We start from the raw sequence: 13,712 nt of genomic DNA on the forward strand, positions 1-13,712 counted from the left end.
TTTGATTTTTGCCTGATTGCAGGGATATGAACCGAACAGATGCGCGGTAAATTTCGTCGGATTTCATTGCCGCGCCGTCTCGTCGCCGATCTGATGTACGCGTCGGCCGGCGTGCCGTTCGTCTCCCTGACACGCTCGCTGAACGTTCGTACGCTGGTGGAGGCCCGCGCACGCGTGGCGCAGGCGCCAGGCTGGGCCTCGATCTTCGTCAAGGCATTCGCGCTGGTCGCCAAGACCGAACCGACCCTGCGCACGCTGCACGTCAAATGGCCCTGGCCCTGTCTCTACGAGCTGCCGTGCAGCGTCGGCATGGTGGCCATTGCGCGCGTTGAGAAGGGCGAGGAATGCGTGCTGTTCGAACGCGTCCGGGGCGCCGATAAGATGGCGCTTGGCGATGTCGATGCGCTGATCCGGCGCGCCAAGACCGCGCCGCTCCACGAAATCCCCTCCTTCCGCAAAATACTCTGCGTGACGCGCCTGCCGTTTCCGCTTCGACGCCTGGCTTGGGCGATCGGGATGAATTTCGGCCGGCAGCGCGCCAATTTCTGCGGCAACTTCGGCGTGACATCGGTCGCGGCCTACGGCCCGGGCGAATTGCACGCGCTGAGCCCCGGGCCATTCCTGCTGAGCTATGGCGTGATCAAGCCGGACCTGACCGTCGATGTGGTGCTGCGCTGGGACCATCTGGTCTGCGACGCCGCCCTGATCGCCAAAACCCTGACCCGGCTCGAGCAGGTGCTCGGCGGCGAAATCGCCGCGGAACTGGGCGCGATCCGGCCGCAAGCCGACGCCCGACCGGTCCGGGCCGTCGGAACCCGGCTTTGAGCTGTGAAACCGGCTAATTTTGACGCCGATTCGGCCCAAATCGGCCTGCGTTTTGTTTGACAGAGCCGGACTTTCTCCTTAAGACCACCCTTGCTCGCGGGCCGGTTTCGGCCCGCGATGCGTTTCGCGACCCGTGGTTCTCCCCGAGCTTTCGAGGCGGACCTGTCGGTACGGGCCTTTTGGCCGGTACACAGGAGGGCGCGTCTCCTCAAACCTGAAACTGACAAAACGCCGGGCGCTTCGTGCGACGGCTATCAAAGAGGACGCGATGACAAAGCGCAGTGAGGCGAAGTACAAGATCGATCGCCGCATGGGCCAGAACATCTGGGGCCGCCCGAAGAGCCCTGTGAACCGCCGCGAATACGGCCCCGGCCAGCACGGCCAGCGCCGCAAGGGCAAGCTCTCCGACTTCGGCGTGCAGCTCCGCGCCAAACAGAAGCTGAAGGGCTACTACGCCAACATTTCCGAGCGCCAGTTCCACGGCATTTATGTCGAGGCCAGCCGCCTGAAGGGCGACACCGGCGAGAACCTGATCGGCCTGCTCGAGCGCCGTCTCGACACCGTGGTCTATCGCGCCAAGTTCGTCGCCACGATGTTCGCTGCGCGCCAGTTCATCAACCACGGCCACGTCAAGGTGAATGGCCGCAAGGTCAACATCGGCAGCTACAAGCTGAAGGTCGGCGACACCATCGAGGTCAAGGAAGCCTCCAAGCAGCTGACCCCGGTGCTGGAAGCCGCCCAGCTGCCCGAGCGCGACCTGCCCGACTTCCTCGAAGTCGATCATGGCAAGATGACCGCGAAATTCGTCCGCATCCCGGCGCTCGGCGACGTGCCGTTCCCGGTGCAGATGGAGCCGCATCTGATCGTCGAATTCTATTCGCGCTGATCACAGCAGCGTTGCGAGATCCGAAAGGCCCCGGTTTTGCCGGGGCCTTTTTGTTTGAGCGTGAGACGACTATTATACCGAGGACTTGCATGCGCACGACTTGGCAGATCGCTGCCCACGGAGATTCTTGCCGATGACCCGGTTACTCGAACAGGCGTTCGACACAGTCTCAAATTTGCCTGACACGGAGCAGGACGAGCTCGCGCGTATCATGCTGCAGCTTGCCGGTGTCGACCAACCGCCGCTCCAGCTGACGCCGGAAGAGGACGCCGATCTGGCCGAGGCCGACGCCGAGATTGCGCGCGGCGAATTGGCAACGGCCGAGGAAGTTCGTGCGATGTGGACCAAGCACGGGCTGTGAACGTCCGCTATACGCAACGCGCACTTGTTCAGATTGATCGAGCGCTGTCCTATGTCGAGGCACGATCGCCTCAAGGGGCAATCCACATTCGCGACCGCATCCTGGACCTTGTCACGCTGCTGCAGGAACAACCCCGTGCGGGGCGCGCGACAAGCCGTCCAGGCGTCCGCCGGCTGCCGGCCACGCCATATCCGTACCTGATCGACTATCGCGTGACGCCGACCGAGATTATCGTTATGCGGTTTCGTCACGCTGCACGGAGACCAATACGCTAGCAGCGAATCCGCCCACCCAGCGCGGAGCGATGAGGAAAGCATGCACTACACCCCTGCCCGGCCCGATCCCAAGGCGCCCGCCGTCCGCATCAACCTGTTGTCGGACACGCAAACCAAGCCGACGCCGGCAATGCGCGAGGCGATGGCAAAGGCCGAGGTCGGCGACGAGCAAGTCGGTGACGATCCGACCACCAATGAGCTCAACGCCCGCGTCGCCGATCTGCTCGGCAAGGAAGCCGCCGTCTTCATGCCGTCGGGCACGATGTGCAACGTCGCGGCGACGCTGGCCTATTGCCGCCCCGGCGACGAGATCCTGGCGCACGCGACCGCGCATATCATCGCCCGCGAGGGTGGCGCGCATGCCGCGCTCGGCGGTTTCCAGATCACGCAGCTGCCGGGCGACGACGGCCAGTTCACGCCGGAGACCTTCCGCGCCGCACTGCACCCGCGCACCCGCTACCAGCCGCCGCAGGTGCTCGTCAGCGTCGAGCAGACCGCCAATATCGGCGGCGGCACGATCTGGAAGAAAACCGCGCTGGATGAGGTCGTGCGCATCGCCAAGGACCACGGGCTTGTGACCCACATGGACGGTGCGCGCCTCCTGAACGCGACCGTCGCCTCAGGCATCGCGCCGCGCGACATGACGGCGGGTTGGGATTCCGCCTGGATCGATTTCTCCAAGGGACTCGGCGCACCGATCGGCGGCGTGATCGCCGGCACCCGCGCCTTCATCGACGACGTCTGGCGCTGGAAGCAGCGGCTCGGCGGCTCGATGCGGCAGTCCGGCGTCTGTGCCGCCGCCTGCATCTACGCGCTCGATCACCATGTCGACCGCCTCGACGACGACCATGCCAATGCGCGGGCGCTGGCGCGAGGACTGGCGCAGATCAACGGCATCGCGGTGCAGGCGCCCGAGACCAACCTCGTCTTCTTCAGGCCCGACGGCGCCGGCGTCTCCGGCGACAAGATGGTCGCGGAGCTGCGCAAGCGCGGGGTGACGCTCGCAATGATGGACGGCCGGATCAGGGCCTGCACGCATCTCGATGTCACGGCCGCGATGATCGAGGAAGCGGTCGGTCACGTCAGAGATATCGTCCGCGGGGCGTAGATCCGTAGCCCGGTGAGCAGCTAGCGCCCCATCGCCTGATAGATCAGCGTCTTCAGCTCCTGCTGGATCCGGCCGCGCTGTGACGGCGTCTGCACCATGAAGATCCCGAACAGATCGTCGGCGGGGTCGATGAAGAAGAACGTCCCGCCGACGCCGTCCCAGCGATATTCGCCGAGCGGCCAGGACGTGTTCGGCGGCACCGAGGTACGGACCGCGAAACCGAGGCCGAAGCCGGAGTTCGGCCCCGGATAATAGTTCTTGTCGCGCACGACACCGGTTTCGGGACCGATGTGATCGGACGCCATCAGCGCGATGGTTTCCGGTTTCAGGTAGCGCTTCCCGCCATAGCTGCCGCCGTTCAACAGCATCTGCGAGAAGCGCGCATAGTCGCCGACGGTGCCGACCATGCCGCCGCCGCCGGATTCCCGTCGCAGCGGCTGGCGCGGGTCGCTGACGTCGGCGACCGGACTGATGATGCGATCCTTCGGCATCGGCTCGGCGATCAGCGGCCACTTCGCCCGGTCGGCAACATAGAATGCGGTCTCGTTCATGCCGAGCGGGCCGAGCAGCCGCTCCTTCTCGACCTGAAACAGGGATTTACCTGTGATCACCTCGATGATGCGGCCGAGCACGTCGGTGGAATGGCCGTAATCCCATTGCGTGCCGGGTTGCTCGGCGAGCGGCAGCCCGGTGAGCCGCGCCGCGAATTCGGCATTGTCGGGATCGTTGTCGAGCAGGCCGGCATCGGCGTAGGTCCTGTTCACGAGACCGCCGCCATAATAGCCGTAGGGCAGTCCTGCCGTGTGGCGCATCAGGTCTTCGATCGTCACCGGACGCTTGAGCGGCTCGAGCGTCATCGTCGCCTTGCCCTCATCGCCGCGCTTTTCGACGCCGACCTTCATGTCGGCAAAGGCCGGGATGTATTTCGACACCGGATCGCTGAGAGCGAGCCTGCCCTCCTCCACCAGCATCATGGCGATGACTGACGTGATCGGCTTCGACATCGAATAGAGACGGAAGATGGTTTCCGCGCTCATCGACAATTCGGTTGCGACGTCGCGAACCCCGAAATTCTCGTAGTAGACCGGCTTGCCGTGCTGCTGCAGCAGCAGGATCGCGCCGGGGATCTTCCCGCTCGCGATCTCGTTCCTGACATAGTCGGAGACCTTGGCGAGGCCATCCGCCGAGAAGCTGTGCGCGGCCGGCCCCGGGGAGCCGGCCTGCGCAACCGTTGCGACGAGGGCGACCGCGAGTGCCGCGATGAGCGCACGGCACCCATGCATATCAATTCTCCATGGCTTCATAGACGAGCTGCTTCAGCGTCCGCTGGATGCGCTGACGCTCGGTCGGCGTCTGCTCCAGGAGGACGAAGAAGAAGTCCTGCTTGCGGTCGATGATGTAATAGCAGCCGCTGGCGCCGTCCCATTTCAATTCGCCGAGATCGCCTGGAGGCGGCGGCTTGGCATTGCCCGGATCGGTGCGCACCGCGATCCCGAGCCCGAAGCCGAAGCCGTCGCCGGGGAAATAGAACACGTCGCGCGCAACGCCGGAGCCCGGGCCGACACGATCGGTCGTCAATTCCTTGAACGTCTCGGGCTTCAGGATGGTCTTGCCGTCGAGGGTGCCGCCATTGAGCAGCATTTGCGCGAAGCGCGAATAATCCGCCATGGTCGAGACCATGCCGCCGCTGGCGGATTCCCATTTCTTGACCTTGGTCGGATCGTTGACCCGGCCGACCCGGAAGTCGCTGTCGTTCGGCATCGGCTGTGCCATCAGCTTCTGCTTCTCGGGATCGGTGACGAAGAAGCCGGTGTCCTTCATGCCGAGCGGGTCGAGCAGCCTTTCGTGCTCGATCGTCGAGAGCTTCTCGCCGGTAGTCACCTCCATCACGCGCGCCAGAATGTCGGTGGAATGGCCGTATTGCCAGAGCGCGCCGGGCTGGTTGTGCAGCGGCAGCTTGGCGATCCGCTCGGCGAATTCGGCGAGATCGAAATCTCCGCCGTAGATATCGGCGTCCTTGTAGGCCTTGCGGACCAGGCTATCACCATAGAACCCGTAGGTGATGCCGGACGTATGCGTCATCAGATCGAGGATCGTCATCGGCCGCTCTGGCGGCACCAGTTCGAGCGTCTTGGTGCCGTCCTCCGCCTTCTTCTCGACGCCGACCTTCACATTGGCAAAGGACGGGATGTACTTCGAGACGGGATCGTCGAGCTTGTACTTGCCCTCCTCCAGAAGCTGCATCGAGACCACGGCGGTGATCGACTTGGACATCGAGGCCAGGCGGAAGATGGTCTGGTCGGTGATCGGCGCCTTGCTGACCACGTCCTGCACGCCGAAGGCCTCGTGATAGATCGGCTTGCCGTGCTGCTGGATCAGGACGATGGCGCCGGGAATTTTTCCGGTCGCGACCTCGTTCTTGAAGAACTCGCTGATCTTGGCGAGCTTGTCGGGGTTGAAATGCGCGCCCGCCGGAATCTCGTAGGTGCCCTCGGTGTGTGCGTACGCCAACGATGCCGCCAGCAACACCGCGGCTGCTGCGGCGGCGCACGTCAAACGAAATGAATGCATTTGAACTATCCCTCCCCGGAAATCACGGGGAAGTGTAGCGGCGGTATCATCAGGCACAAGGGCTCCCGAAGGCGTCCAGGGCCTCCTGATGCAGCTCGCCGCTCTGGGCCGAGAAGCAGCAGAAGATCACCAGCGTGACGCCGGGTGCGGTTGCCAGGGCGTCGACGACAGTCTTGACCGCAATGCCGGCGGCGCGATCCGCGGGGAAGCGGTAGATGCCGGTGGAGATCGCAGGGAAAGCGACGGACTCAAGCCCGTGCTCTTCGCACAGCTCTATCGAGCGGCGATAGCAGGATGCAAGCAGACTGTCCTCGTCGAGCTTGCCGCCATTCCACACCGGGCCGACCGTATGGATGACGTGCCTGGCAGGCAGCCGATACCCTTTGGTGATCTTGGCCTGGCCAGACTTGCAACCGTGAAGCATACGGCATTCGGCGACCAGGTCCGGCCCCGCGGCGCGGTGGATCGCGCCGTCGACGCCGCCGCCCCCAAGCAGCGACGAATTGGCCGCGTTGACGATGGCGTCAACGCGCAGGGTCGTGATGTCGGTAACGATGACTTCGAGCCGCGCCTTGCCGATCTGGCGCGCCGTCAAGGTCAGGCAACCACGTCGACCGGGATGCCCTTGTCGGCAAACAGCTGCTGCAATTCACCGGCCTGGAACATCTCGCGGATGATGTCGCAACCGCCGACGAACTCGCCCTTCACATAGAGCTGCGGAATCGTCGGCCAGTTCGAATAGACCTTGATGCCGTCGCGCAGCTCGGCCGATTCGAGAACGTTGAGGCCCTTGTAGCCGACACCGATGTGGTCGAGGATTTGCACGACCTGACCGGAAAACCCGCACTGCGGGAATTGCGGCGTGCCCTTCATGAACAGCACGACGTCGTTCGACTTCACTTCGTTGTCGATGAATTGCTCGATGCTCATTTTCGCTTCCTTCGGGGGCGGCGCTCTCAAGCCTTGTGGGCCGGCCCACCCTTCTAACCCGTGACTGGCTATATATGTAGCTCAAACCATTGTGCATCCAAAGCAAAATGGCGGAAATCTGGCATGCGGCGGGGGCCGGACGGCACCGCAAAAAGGGCCGGGATTATCTGACGGGCCCAATATCATCATGGGGGAGGCTTTTTTCCCGTAACGGAGCCCCTATCTAGGACGAACTGTCCGTCTGGAACCAGATTACCGAAGCAACGTTCTCCCCTTGAATCGGAGACCATCGTTGACGAAACCAGCCTCTGCCGCGGCCGCCATTCCCGGCACCTCCCCGTCATTGTCTTCCGAATCCGGATCGCTCGCGCAGCGGCTCGTGGACGCCTATCGCGCGGTCCGCGACGAGACCGAGCGCCGGGCCGCGCCGCTGTCGGCGGAAGACCAGCTGATCCAGTCGATGCCGGATGCGAGCCCCGCCAAGTGGCACCGCGCCCACACGACCTGGTTCTTCGAGCAGTTTCTGCTCGGCGAGCACGACAAGGGCTACACGCCGTTCCACCCGGACTACGCCTATCTGTTCAATTCCTATTACGTCAGCGCCGGCCCCAGGCATGCCCGCCACCAGCGCGGCCATCTGACCCGCCCGACATCAGACGAAGTCACCGCCTACCGCCGCCATGTTGACGACGAGGTGGTGAAATTCTTCCAGGCTGCCCCGACGGACAAGCTCGAGGCGCTGGTGCCGCTGGTCGAGGTCGGCCTCAATCACGAGCAGCAGCATCAGGAGCTGATGTACACCGACATCCTGCATGCCTTCGCGCAGAACCCGATCCCGCCGGCCTACGATCCGGCGTGGCACTTCCCGGCATCGCAGCGCGGGCCCGAGGAATGGGTGACGCTCAACGAGGGCATCCACACCGTCGGCCACGCCGACGACAGCTTCCATTTCGACAATGAGAAGCCCGCGCATCGCGCGCTGGTCGGCCCGGTCAAGCTCGCGAAAAACCTCGTCACCAATGCCGACTGGCTCGCCTTCATGAAGGACGGCGGCTATTCCACCGCCACGCTGTGGCTGATGGATGGCTTCGGCACGGTGACCAACGAGGGCTGGCAGGCGCCTGGTCACTGGCGCGAGATCGACGGCGAGTGGAAGATCATGACGCTCGGCGGTCTGCAGCCGATCGATCCGCAGGCTCCGGTTTGCCACGTCAGCTACTACGAAGCCGACGCCTTCGCCCGCTGGGCCGGCAAGCATCTGCCGACCGAGATGGAATGGGAGGTCGCCGCCCGCGCCGGCCTGCTCAACGACGCCTACGGCATCGTCTGGCAATGGACCCGCAGCGCCTATGCGCCCTACCCCGGCTATCGCGCCATCGAAGGCGCGCTCGGCGAATACAACGGCAAGTTCATGGTCAACCAGCTCGTGCTGCGCGGCTCGTCGCTGGCGACGCCGGCCGGTCACAGCCGTGTCACCTACCGCAACTTCTTCTATCCGCACCATCGCTGGCAATTCACGGGGTTACGCCTCGCCGACTATGCCTGATTGAGTCCTGTCGACATCGATGACGCGTCGGTAAGCGCGTTCGGGAGAGTATCATGAATGTGCATGCCGCCGCTTTGGCCAAAGCGTATCCGTTCGACGAAGCGACCTCGGCGTTTGCCGGCGATGTGATCGGCGATCTCGCCCGTCACCCGAAACGGCTGTCGCCGAAATATTTCTACGACGCCACCGGCTCGGAGCTGTTCGAGCAGATCACGGTGCTGCCGGAATATTATCCGACGCGCACCGAGCTCGGCATCCTGCGCGACCGCGGCAGCGAGATCGCCGCGATCATTCCGAACGGCGCGGCGCTGGTCGAGTTCGGCGCCGGCGCGACCACCAAGGTGCGCCTCTTGCTCGAGCACTGCGAATTCGCAGCCTACGTGCCGGTCGATATCTCCGGAGATTTCCTGAAAGCCCAAGCCGATGGGTTGCGCCGGGATTTTCCGGGTCTCGGCATCTATCCGGTCGCGGCCGATTTCACCACGCCGTTCGCGCTGCCCGAGGCGGTCGCGGACATGCCGAAGGTCGGCTTCTTCCCGGGCTCGACGCTCGGCAATTTCGAGCCAAGCGAGGCCTTGGCCTTCCTGCGCAGCGCGCGCAAGATCCTCGGCCACGGCGCGCAGATGATCATCGGCGTCGATCTCGAGAAGGACGAGCGCGTGCTGTACGACGCCTATAACGACGCGGCCGGCGTCACCGCGCGCTTCAACCTCAATGTGCTGGTTCGGATCAACCGCGAGCTCGGCGGCAATTTCGACCTGTCGGGCTTCACCCACCGCTCGATCTACAACCGCGACCGCCATCGCATCGAGATGCACCTGATCAGCCGCAAGGCGCAGACCGTGCGCATCCTCGGCAACACCTTCGCGTTCCGTCCGGGCGAGAGCATTCACACCGAGAACAGCTACAAATACTCGCTCGAGCGTTTCACCGCGCTCGCCCGCAGCGCGGGCTGGACGGTGCGCGACAGCTGGACCGACGCCAACACCATGTTCTCGGTGCACGCTTTGGTCGCGGACTAAAACCAAAACCGGGGGATGGGGCATAGTCATGGGCCGGCGTGCGCTGCAGATCGCAACAGTGCTGCTCGCCCTCGTCCCTGTCCTGACCGGCATCATCACCATGCTCGGCGTGAGCGACCCGCTCTACGCCTCGTCAGGCGTTCCGGCGCTGCCGGTGCTCGACAGCAATCTGCGCTTCTTCGGCGGGGTCTGGCTCGGTCTCGGCCTTGCTCTGCTCTGGTTGGTGCCGCGCATCGAAAGCGAGAGCGTGCTGTTCCGCGTGGTCTGGGGCGGCATCTTCCTCGGCGGCATCGGCCGGCTGCTGTCGATGGTGATGGTTGGCCTCCCGCCGCTGCCCTTCGTGGGCTTCACCGCGCTCGAAGTGATCGGCGCCCCGCTGTTCGTCTACTGGCAGCACCGCGTGGCCACGGCCGGTCGCAGGTAGCGACCCGCGCTATTCTTCCTCCCCGCTCGACCGCAGCGAGATCGATTCCCACGCCGCGACCACGATCATGATCGCGGTGGTGACGATCGAGAGCACCAGCGGCGACATCTCGCGGGCGAAATAGGCCGTGATCGCCAGTGCCGCGATGCCTATGCCGTGCGAGAGCTGCAGGAAGTTGCGGATCACGTATTTGAACAGGATGGTCCCGACCAGGAACAGCGCGGGGCCGCCGACCGAGCTCACGATCGTCTTCAGGTCGGAATGGCCGGACGGGTGCTTCAGCACCAGCTCGTCGGCGACTGCGGTGAGGATGATGCCGCCGACGATCGGCATGTGCAGATAGGTGTAGGCGATCCGCGCCACGCGGCCGGATTCCTCCGACCTGGAGATCATGTCCGCGCCGGCCTCGGCGCCCTTGTGGAAATAGATCCACCACATCGCGATGCTGCCGACCAGCGCCGAGATGAACGCCGCGACATTCTCCGGCGTCCAGGTCAGATCGGCAAAGGTCGCGCCGTCGACCACGATCGCCTCGCCGAGCGCAATGATGATGAAGCCGGCGCAGCGCTCGGCCATATGGCCGCCCTCGACCGACCAGGCCTCCATCGAGGAGAAGCCGAGCCCAGGGGTCCAGAACCGCAGAGCCGGCGCGACGTACTCGATGGCCAGCGCCGCGATCCAGAGCCACATCCGCGTCTCGTGCTCGGCAAAGCCACCGAGAACCCAGAGCACGGCCGAGCAGGACAGCCAGGTCAGGATACGGATTGCGTTGTGGCGCACCGCGGTCCGGTGCCGCGGCGTCGCCAGCAGCCAGAACGCGGTGCGGCCGACCTGCATCGCTGCATAGGTCCCGGCAAACCACAGCCCGCGGCCCTCGAAGGCCGACGGGATCGAGGTCGACAGCAGCAGCCCGCCCAGCATCAGCACGAACAGCAGCAGGCGGACCGGCGTCAGGTCAGGATTGAGCCAGTTGGTGACCCAGGTGGTGTAGACCCACACCCACCACACCGCGAGGAACAGCACCGTGACCTGCACCGCGCCCAGCGGGGTGAAGTGGTGCAGCAGCGTGTGCGACAGCTGCGTGACGGCGAAGACGAAGACGAGGTCGAAGAACAGCTCGGCATTGGTGACGCGGCTGTGCTGGTTCGGCACGATAACGCGAAACATCGCGCCGCGCGGATTATCTGCCATCGCTTGGGCCCCCGCGCGGTTGCCGGGGCTAGCCTTCCGGCACGCCGGTCTGCAGGGCCAGCGCGTGCAACACGCCGCCCATCTGGCCCTTCAGCGACTGGTAGACGATCTGGTGCTGCTGAACGCGGGACTTGCCGCGGAATGACTCGGAAACGACAGTGGCCGCGTAGTGGTCGCCGTCGCCGGCCAGATCACGGATCGTCACCTCGGCATCAGGGATCGCTGCCTTGATCATCGATTCGATATCACGGGCGTCCATCGGCATCCCAGTCCACCTCCGTCAGGTCATTCGAATCAGGGCCGATTCGGCCAGGAAAACCAAGACAAAACCCAAGATAAAACCCAAGATAAAACCTCAGATAAAACCCGGCGCTTGAGGTCTTCTAGGTCATCCTGGGGCACACTATATTCCCATTCCTAGCGATTTAAACCTGCATCAATCGGTCACAAGCCATCACGCCGAAATGACCAGAAGAGGCGCAGAATCATGAAGCTCCCCGGCCCCGACCATCCGATCACGATCACGCCCAATGCCAGGCGCGTCCGCATCACCGCCGACGGCGTCGTCATCGCCGAGACCATCCATGCGCTGACCTTGAAGGAAGCGAGCTATCCGGCCGTGCAATACGTCCCCCGGCAGGACGCCAACATGGAGCTGTTGACCCGCACCGAGCGGACCACGCATTGCCCCTATAAGGGGGATGCGAACTATTTCAGCATCAAGGCCAACGGCAAGACGCTGGACAATGCGATCTGGACCTATGAGGAGCCCTTTCCGGCCATGACCGAGATCGCCGGCCACCTCGCCTTCTATCCGGACAAGGTGAAGATCGAGGAAGTCGCCTAGACCGTCACGCCTGCCGCAAACCGCCGGGCCTCGACCGGCGGTTTTGGCTCGTGCCATCCAAGCTGAAAACGGAAATGCCCGGGCGAGGCCCGGGCATGACGACGGAAGCGTTCGGCCGGATCGCCGCTAGGCCCTGAATATCGTGAGCCCAAGGATCAGCAGCACCAGGAAGATCACGACGAACACGTAGAACAGGAAACGCGCGATGTCGGCGGAGGCGGCAGAAATGCCGGTGAAGCCGAGCAGGCCCGCGATGATCGAGACGACAAGGAAGACAAACGCCCATTTCAGCAGTGTCATTGCTCGCTCCACAAACCGCGCGCGCCTTGCGCGTCCGCCCGACAACGCCCGCCACCGACCCCGGTTCCAGAACGAAACAGATCCACTGAAATGACCGACCTCGACACCACGGAATCGGGACGATTGGGCCTTGCTGAATCGGGTTCCGGATTGCAACATCCGGCTGCAGACCCGGCTGGGGGCACCATGAAATCGATTGCTCACGCGGCTCCGGCCGTCGACGTGCAGGCAGCACCGAAGCTCCACAAGCGCAACGTCGCCCTGGACCGTGCACGCACCTTCCTGACGCTGGTCGTGCTGCTGCATCACGCGGTGATCCCCTACACCCATTTCGGGCACACCGACCCGACGTCCTGGATCGGCTTCGACTGCGTGGTGCTCGCCACCGACAGCTTCTTCATGGCGATGTTCTTCTTCCTGTCGGGGCTGTTCGTCTGGCCCGGGCTCGGCCACAAGCCGTGGCTGATCTTCCTGCGCGACCGGCTGCTGCGGCTCGGCCTGCCCTTCGTGATCTGCGCGTTCACCGTGATTCCGATCGCCTATTACGCGATCGCGCTGCGTGCGACGCCGGAGCTGACCTTCTCCGAATTCTGGTGGAAGACCATGATTTTCGGGCCCTGGCCGAGCGGCCCGATCTGGTTCGTCTGGGTCTTGATGACCTTCGACGTGACGGCGAGCGTGCTGTACCGGGTGTCGTCGCACCTGCTCGAGCCGATCAACCGTCTGTCGATCAAGGGATTTGAACGTCCCTCGAAGTTCTGGCTGTTCCTCGTCGTCGTCAGTGCCGCCGCCTATCTGCCGATGCTGGTCCATTACGGCCAGAACTACTGGTTCGAGCTCGGACCGTTCTCGGTGCAGGCGAGCCGGGTGCTGCTCTATGCGTCCTACTTCTTCATCGGTGCGGGGATCGGGGCGGCGAACCTCGAGGGCGGCCTGCTCAGCGCAAACGGACGGCTGACCGAGCGGCGCTGGTTCTGGACCGGCATCACGCTGATCCCCTACTGCTTGATGTGGGTGATGATCTACATCAAGCGCGGGGTCATCGGTAACCCCGACCCGCTGCCGGGCTGGTATCTCGCGTCCTACGGCACCTTCTACGTGCTGTTCAGCGCCTCGATCCTGTTTGCGATCCTTGCCTACTTCCTGCAATCGAAGGCGCAGGGACCGACGCTGCTCGACCGCATGCAGGGCGACGCCTACGGCATGTTCCTGGTGCACTATCCGATCGTGCTGTGGCTGCAATACTGGCTGTTCGATATGGAATTGCCGGCAATCGCCAAGGCCGCGATCGCGTTCTTCGCCACCGTGGCGCTGAGCTGGGCCGCCACCGCCGTGCTGCGCAAGGTGCCCGGCTCGAAATACGTGCTTTAGCTTCGGTTACGATGCGTCGTCGCATCATGACCTCGCGGCCGACAAGTTGCGCACA

Annotated in this window: 17 protein-coding genes; 10 read left to right on the forward strand and 7 right to left on the reverse strand. The window is 64.0% G+C overall.

What is annotated here, in order from left to right; translation table 11 throughout:
• Nucleotides 1-39: 39 nt before the first annotated feature.
• The 5 genes from AAFG13_RS10655 (at nucleotide 40) to AAFG13_RS10675 (ending at nucleotide 3,455) form a co-directional block, all read left to right on the forward strand.
• On the forward strand, nucleotides 40-825 hold the full coding sequence (locus AAFG13_RS10655) for an acyltransferase (protein WP_342711972.1): 786 nt from the start codon (nucleotides 40-42) through the stop codon (nucleotides 823-825).
• Between the two features lie 268 nt (nucleotides 826-1,093).
• Nucleotides 1,094-1,711 carry a 30S ribosomal protein S4 gene (gene rpsD / locus AAFG13_RS10660; RefSeq protein ID WP_092115295.1) on the forward strand — a complete coding sequence of 206 codons (618 nt, stop codon included), beginning with the start codon at nucleotides 1,094-1,096 and terminating at the stop codon, nucleotides 1,709-1,711.
• A 133-nt stretch (nucleotides 1,712-1,844) separates the two neighbouring features.
• Nucleotides 1,845-2,072 carry a hypothetical protein gene (locus AAFG13_RS10665; protein WP_212309964.1) on the forward strand — a complete coding sequence of 76 codons (228 nt, stop codon included), beginning with the start codon at nucleotides 1,845-1,847 and terminating at the stop codon, nucleotides 2,070-2,072.
• Nucleotides 2,069-2,347 (forward strand): type II toxin-antitoxin system RelE/ParE family toxin, encoded by a 279-nt coding sequence (locus AAFG13_RS10670; RefSeq protein WP_312011458.1) that lies wholly within the window; start codon nucleotides 2,069-2,071, stop codon nucleotides 2,345-2,347. Before AAFG13_RS10665 ends, AAFG13_RS10670 begins: the two co-directional genes overlap by 4 nt.
• Before the next feature lie 40 nt (nucleotides 2,348-2,387).
• Entirely contained in the window at nucleotides 2,388-3,455 is a 1,068-nt protein-coding gene (locus tag AAFG13_RS10675) for a threonine aldolase family protein (RefSeq protein ID WP_342711973.1), read from the forward strand.
• 20 nt (nucleotides 3,456-3,475) lie between these two features.
• On the opposite strand, the gene AAFG13_RS10680 is transcribed toward AAFG13_RS10675, so the two are convergent.
• Genes AAFG13_RS10680 through grxD form a run of 4 tightly spaced genes read right to left on the reverse strand, consistent with a single transcriptional unit; the run spans nucleotide 3,476 to nucleotide 6,956 of the window.
• The gene (locus tag AAFG13_RS10680; protein WP_342711974.1) at nucleotides 3,476-4,738 is read right to left on the reverse strand and encodes a serine hydrolase domain-containing protein; all 1,263 of its coding nucleotides are present in this window, start codon (nucleotides 4,736-4,738) and stop codon (nucleotides 3,476-3,478) included.
• 1 nt (nucleotide 4,739) lies between these two features.
• Nucleotides 4,740-6,026, reverse strand: coding sequence for a serine hydrolase domain-containing protein (locus tag AAFG13_RS10685; protein WP_212309968.1), 1,287 nt, complete (start codon nucleotides 6,024-6,026; stop codon nucleotides 4,740-4,742).
• A gap of 49 nt (nucleotides 6,027-6,075) precedes the next feature.
• Nucleotides 6,076-6,627, reverse strand: a complete 552-nt coding sequence (locus AAFG13_RS10690; protein ID WP_212310741.1) for an O-acetyl-ADP-ribose deacetylase — start codon at nucleotides 6,625-6,627, stop codon at nucleotides 6,076-6,078.
• Nucleotides 6,624-6,956: a Grx4 family monothiol glutaredoxin gene (gene grxD, locus AAFG13_RS10695; RefSeq protein ID WP_212309969.1), complete on the reverse strand. Its 333-nt coding sequence runs from the start codon at nucleotides 6,954-6,956 to the stop codon at nucleotides 6,624-6,626. The genes AAFG13_RS10690 and grxD overlap by 4 nt, the downstream gene beginning before the upstream one ends.
• Before the next feature lie 292 nt (nucleotides 6,957-7,248).
• On the opposite strand from grxD, the gene egtB reads away from it, so the two are divergent.
• Genes egtB through AAFG13_RS10710 form a run of 3 tightly spaced genes read left to right on the forward strand, consistent with a single transcriptional unit; the run spans nucleotide 7,249 to nucleotide 9,948 of the window.
• Nucleotides 7,249-8,502 (forward strand): ergothioneine biosynthesis protein EgtB, encoded by a 1,254-nt coding sequence (egtB, locus tag AAFG13_RS10700; protein ID WP_342711975.1) that lies wholly within the window; start codon nucleotides 7,249-7,251, stop codon nucleotides 8,500-8,502.
• Nucleotides 8,503-8,555: 53 nt separating this feature from the next.
• The gene (gene egtD, locus AAFG13_RS10705) at nucleotides 8,556-9,524 is read left to right on the forward strand and encodes an L-histidine N(alpha)-methyltransferase (RefSeq protein ID WP_212309971.1); all 969 of its coding nucleotides are present in this window, start codon (nucleotides 8,556-8,558) and stop codon (nucleotides 9,522-9,524) included.
• A gap of 28 nt (nucleotides 9,525-9,552) precedes the next feature.
• Nucleotides 9,553-9,948 carry a DUF4345 domain-containing protein gene (locus AAFG13_RS10710; protein WP_342711976.1) on the forward strand — a complete coding sequence of 132 codons (396 nt, stop codon included), beginning with the start codon at nucleotides 9,553-9,555 and terminating at the stop codon, nucleotides 9,946-9,948.
• A gap of 9 nt (nucleotides 9,949-9,957) precedes the next feature.
• On the opposite strand, the gene AAFG13_RS10715 is transcribed toward AAFG13_RS10710, so the two are convergent.
• Entirely contained in the window at nucleotides 9,958-11,139 is a 1,182-nt protein-coding gene (locus AAFG13_RS10715; protein ID WP_212309973.1) for a low temperature requirement protein A, read from the reverse strand.
• Between the two features lie 28 nt (nucleotides 11,140-11,167).
• Nucleotides 11,168-11,404: a BolA family transcriptional regulator gene (locus tag AAFG13_RS10720; RefSeq protein ID WP_021077843.1), complete on the reverse strand. Its 237-nt coding sequence runs from the start codon at nucleotides 11,402-11,404 to the stop codon at nucleotides 11,168-11,170.
• Nucleotides 11,405-11,626: 222 nt separating this feature from the next.
• On the opposite strand from AAFG13_RS10720, the gene AAFG13_RS10725 reads away from it, so the two are divergent.
• Nucleotides 11,627-11,986, forward strand: a complete 360-nt coding sequence (locus AAFG13_RS10725; RefSeq protein ID WP_342711977.1) for a DUF427 domain-containing protein — start codon at nucleotides 11,627-11,629, stop codon at nucleotides 11,984-11,986.
• A gap of 126 nt (nucleotides 11,987-12,112) precedes the next feature.
• Here the strand turns inward: AAFG13_RS10725 and AAFG13_RS10730 are convergent, their stop codons facing one another.
• On the reverse strand, nucleotides 12,113-12,286 hold the full coding sequence (locus AAFG13_RS10730; RefSeq protein WP_342711978.1) for a DUF1328 domain-containing protein: 174 nt from the start codon (nucleotides 12,284-12,286) through the stop codon (nucleotides 12,113-12,115).
• A gap of 186 nt (nucleotides 12,287-12,472) precedes the next feature.
• Between AAFG13_RS10730 and AAFG13_RS10735 the strand changes: the two genes are divergently transcribed.
• Nucleotides 12,473-13,657 carry an acyltransferase gene (locus tag AAFG13_RS10735; RefSeq protein WP_342711979.1) on the forward strand — a complete coding sequence of 395 codons (1,185 nt, stop codon included), beginning with the start codon at nucleotides 12,473-12,475 and terminating at the stop codon, nucleotides 13,655-13,657.
• The last annotated feature ends 55 nt before the right edge of the window (nucleotides 13,658-13,712 follow it).

The sequence above is a fragment of the Bradyrhizobium sp. B124 genome (assembly GCF_038967635.1).
Lineage (GTDB): Bacteria > Pseudomonadota > Alphaproteobacteria > Rhizobiales > Xanthobacteraceae > Bradyrhizobium.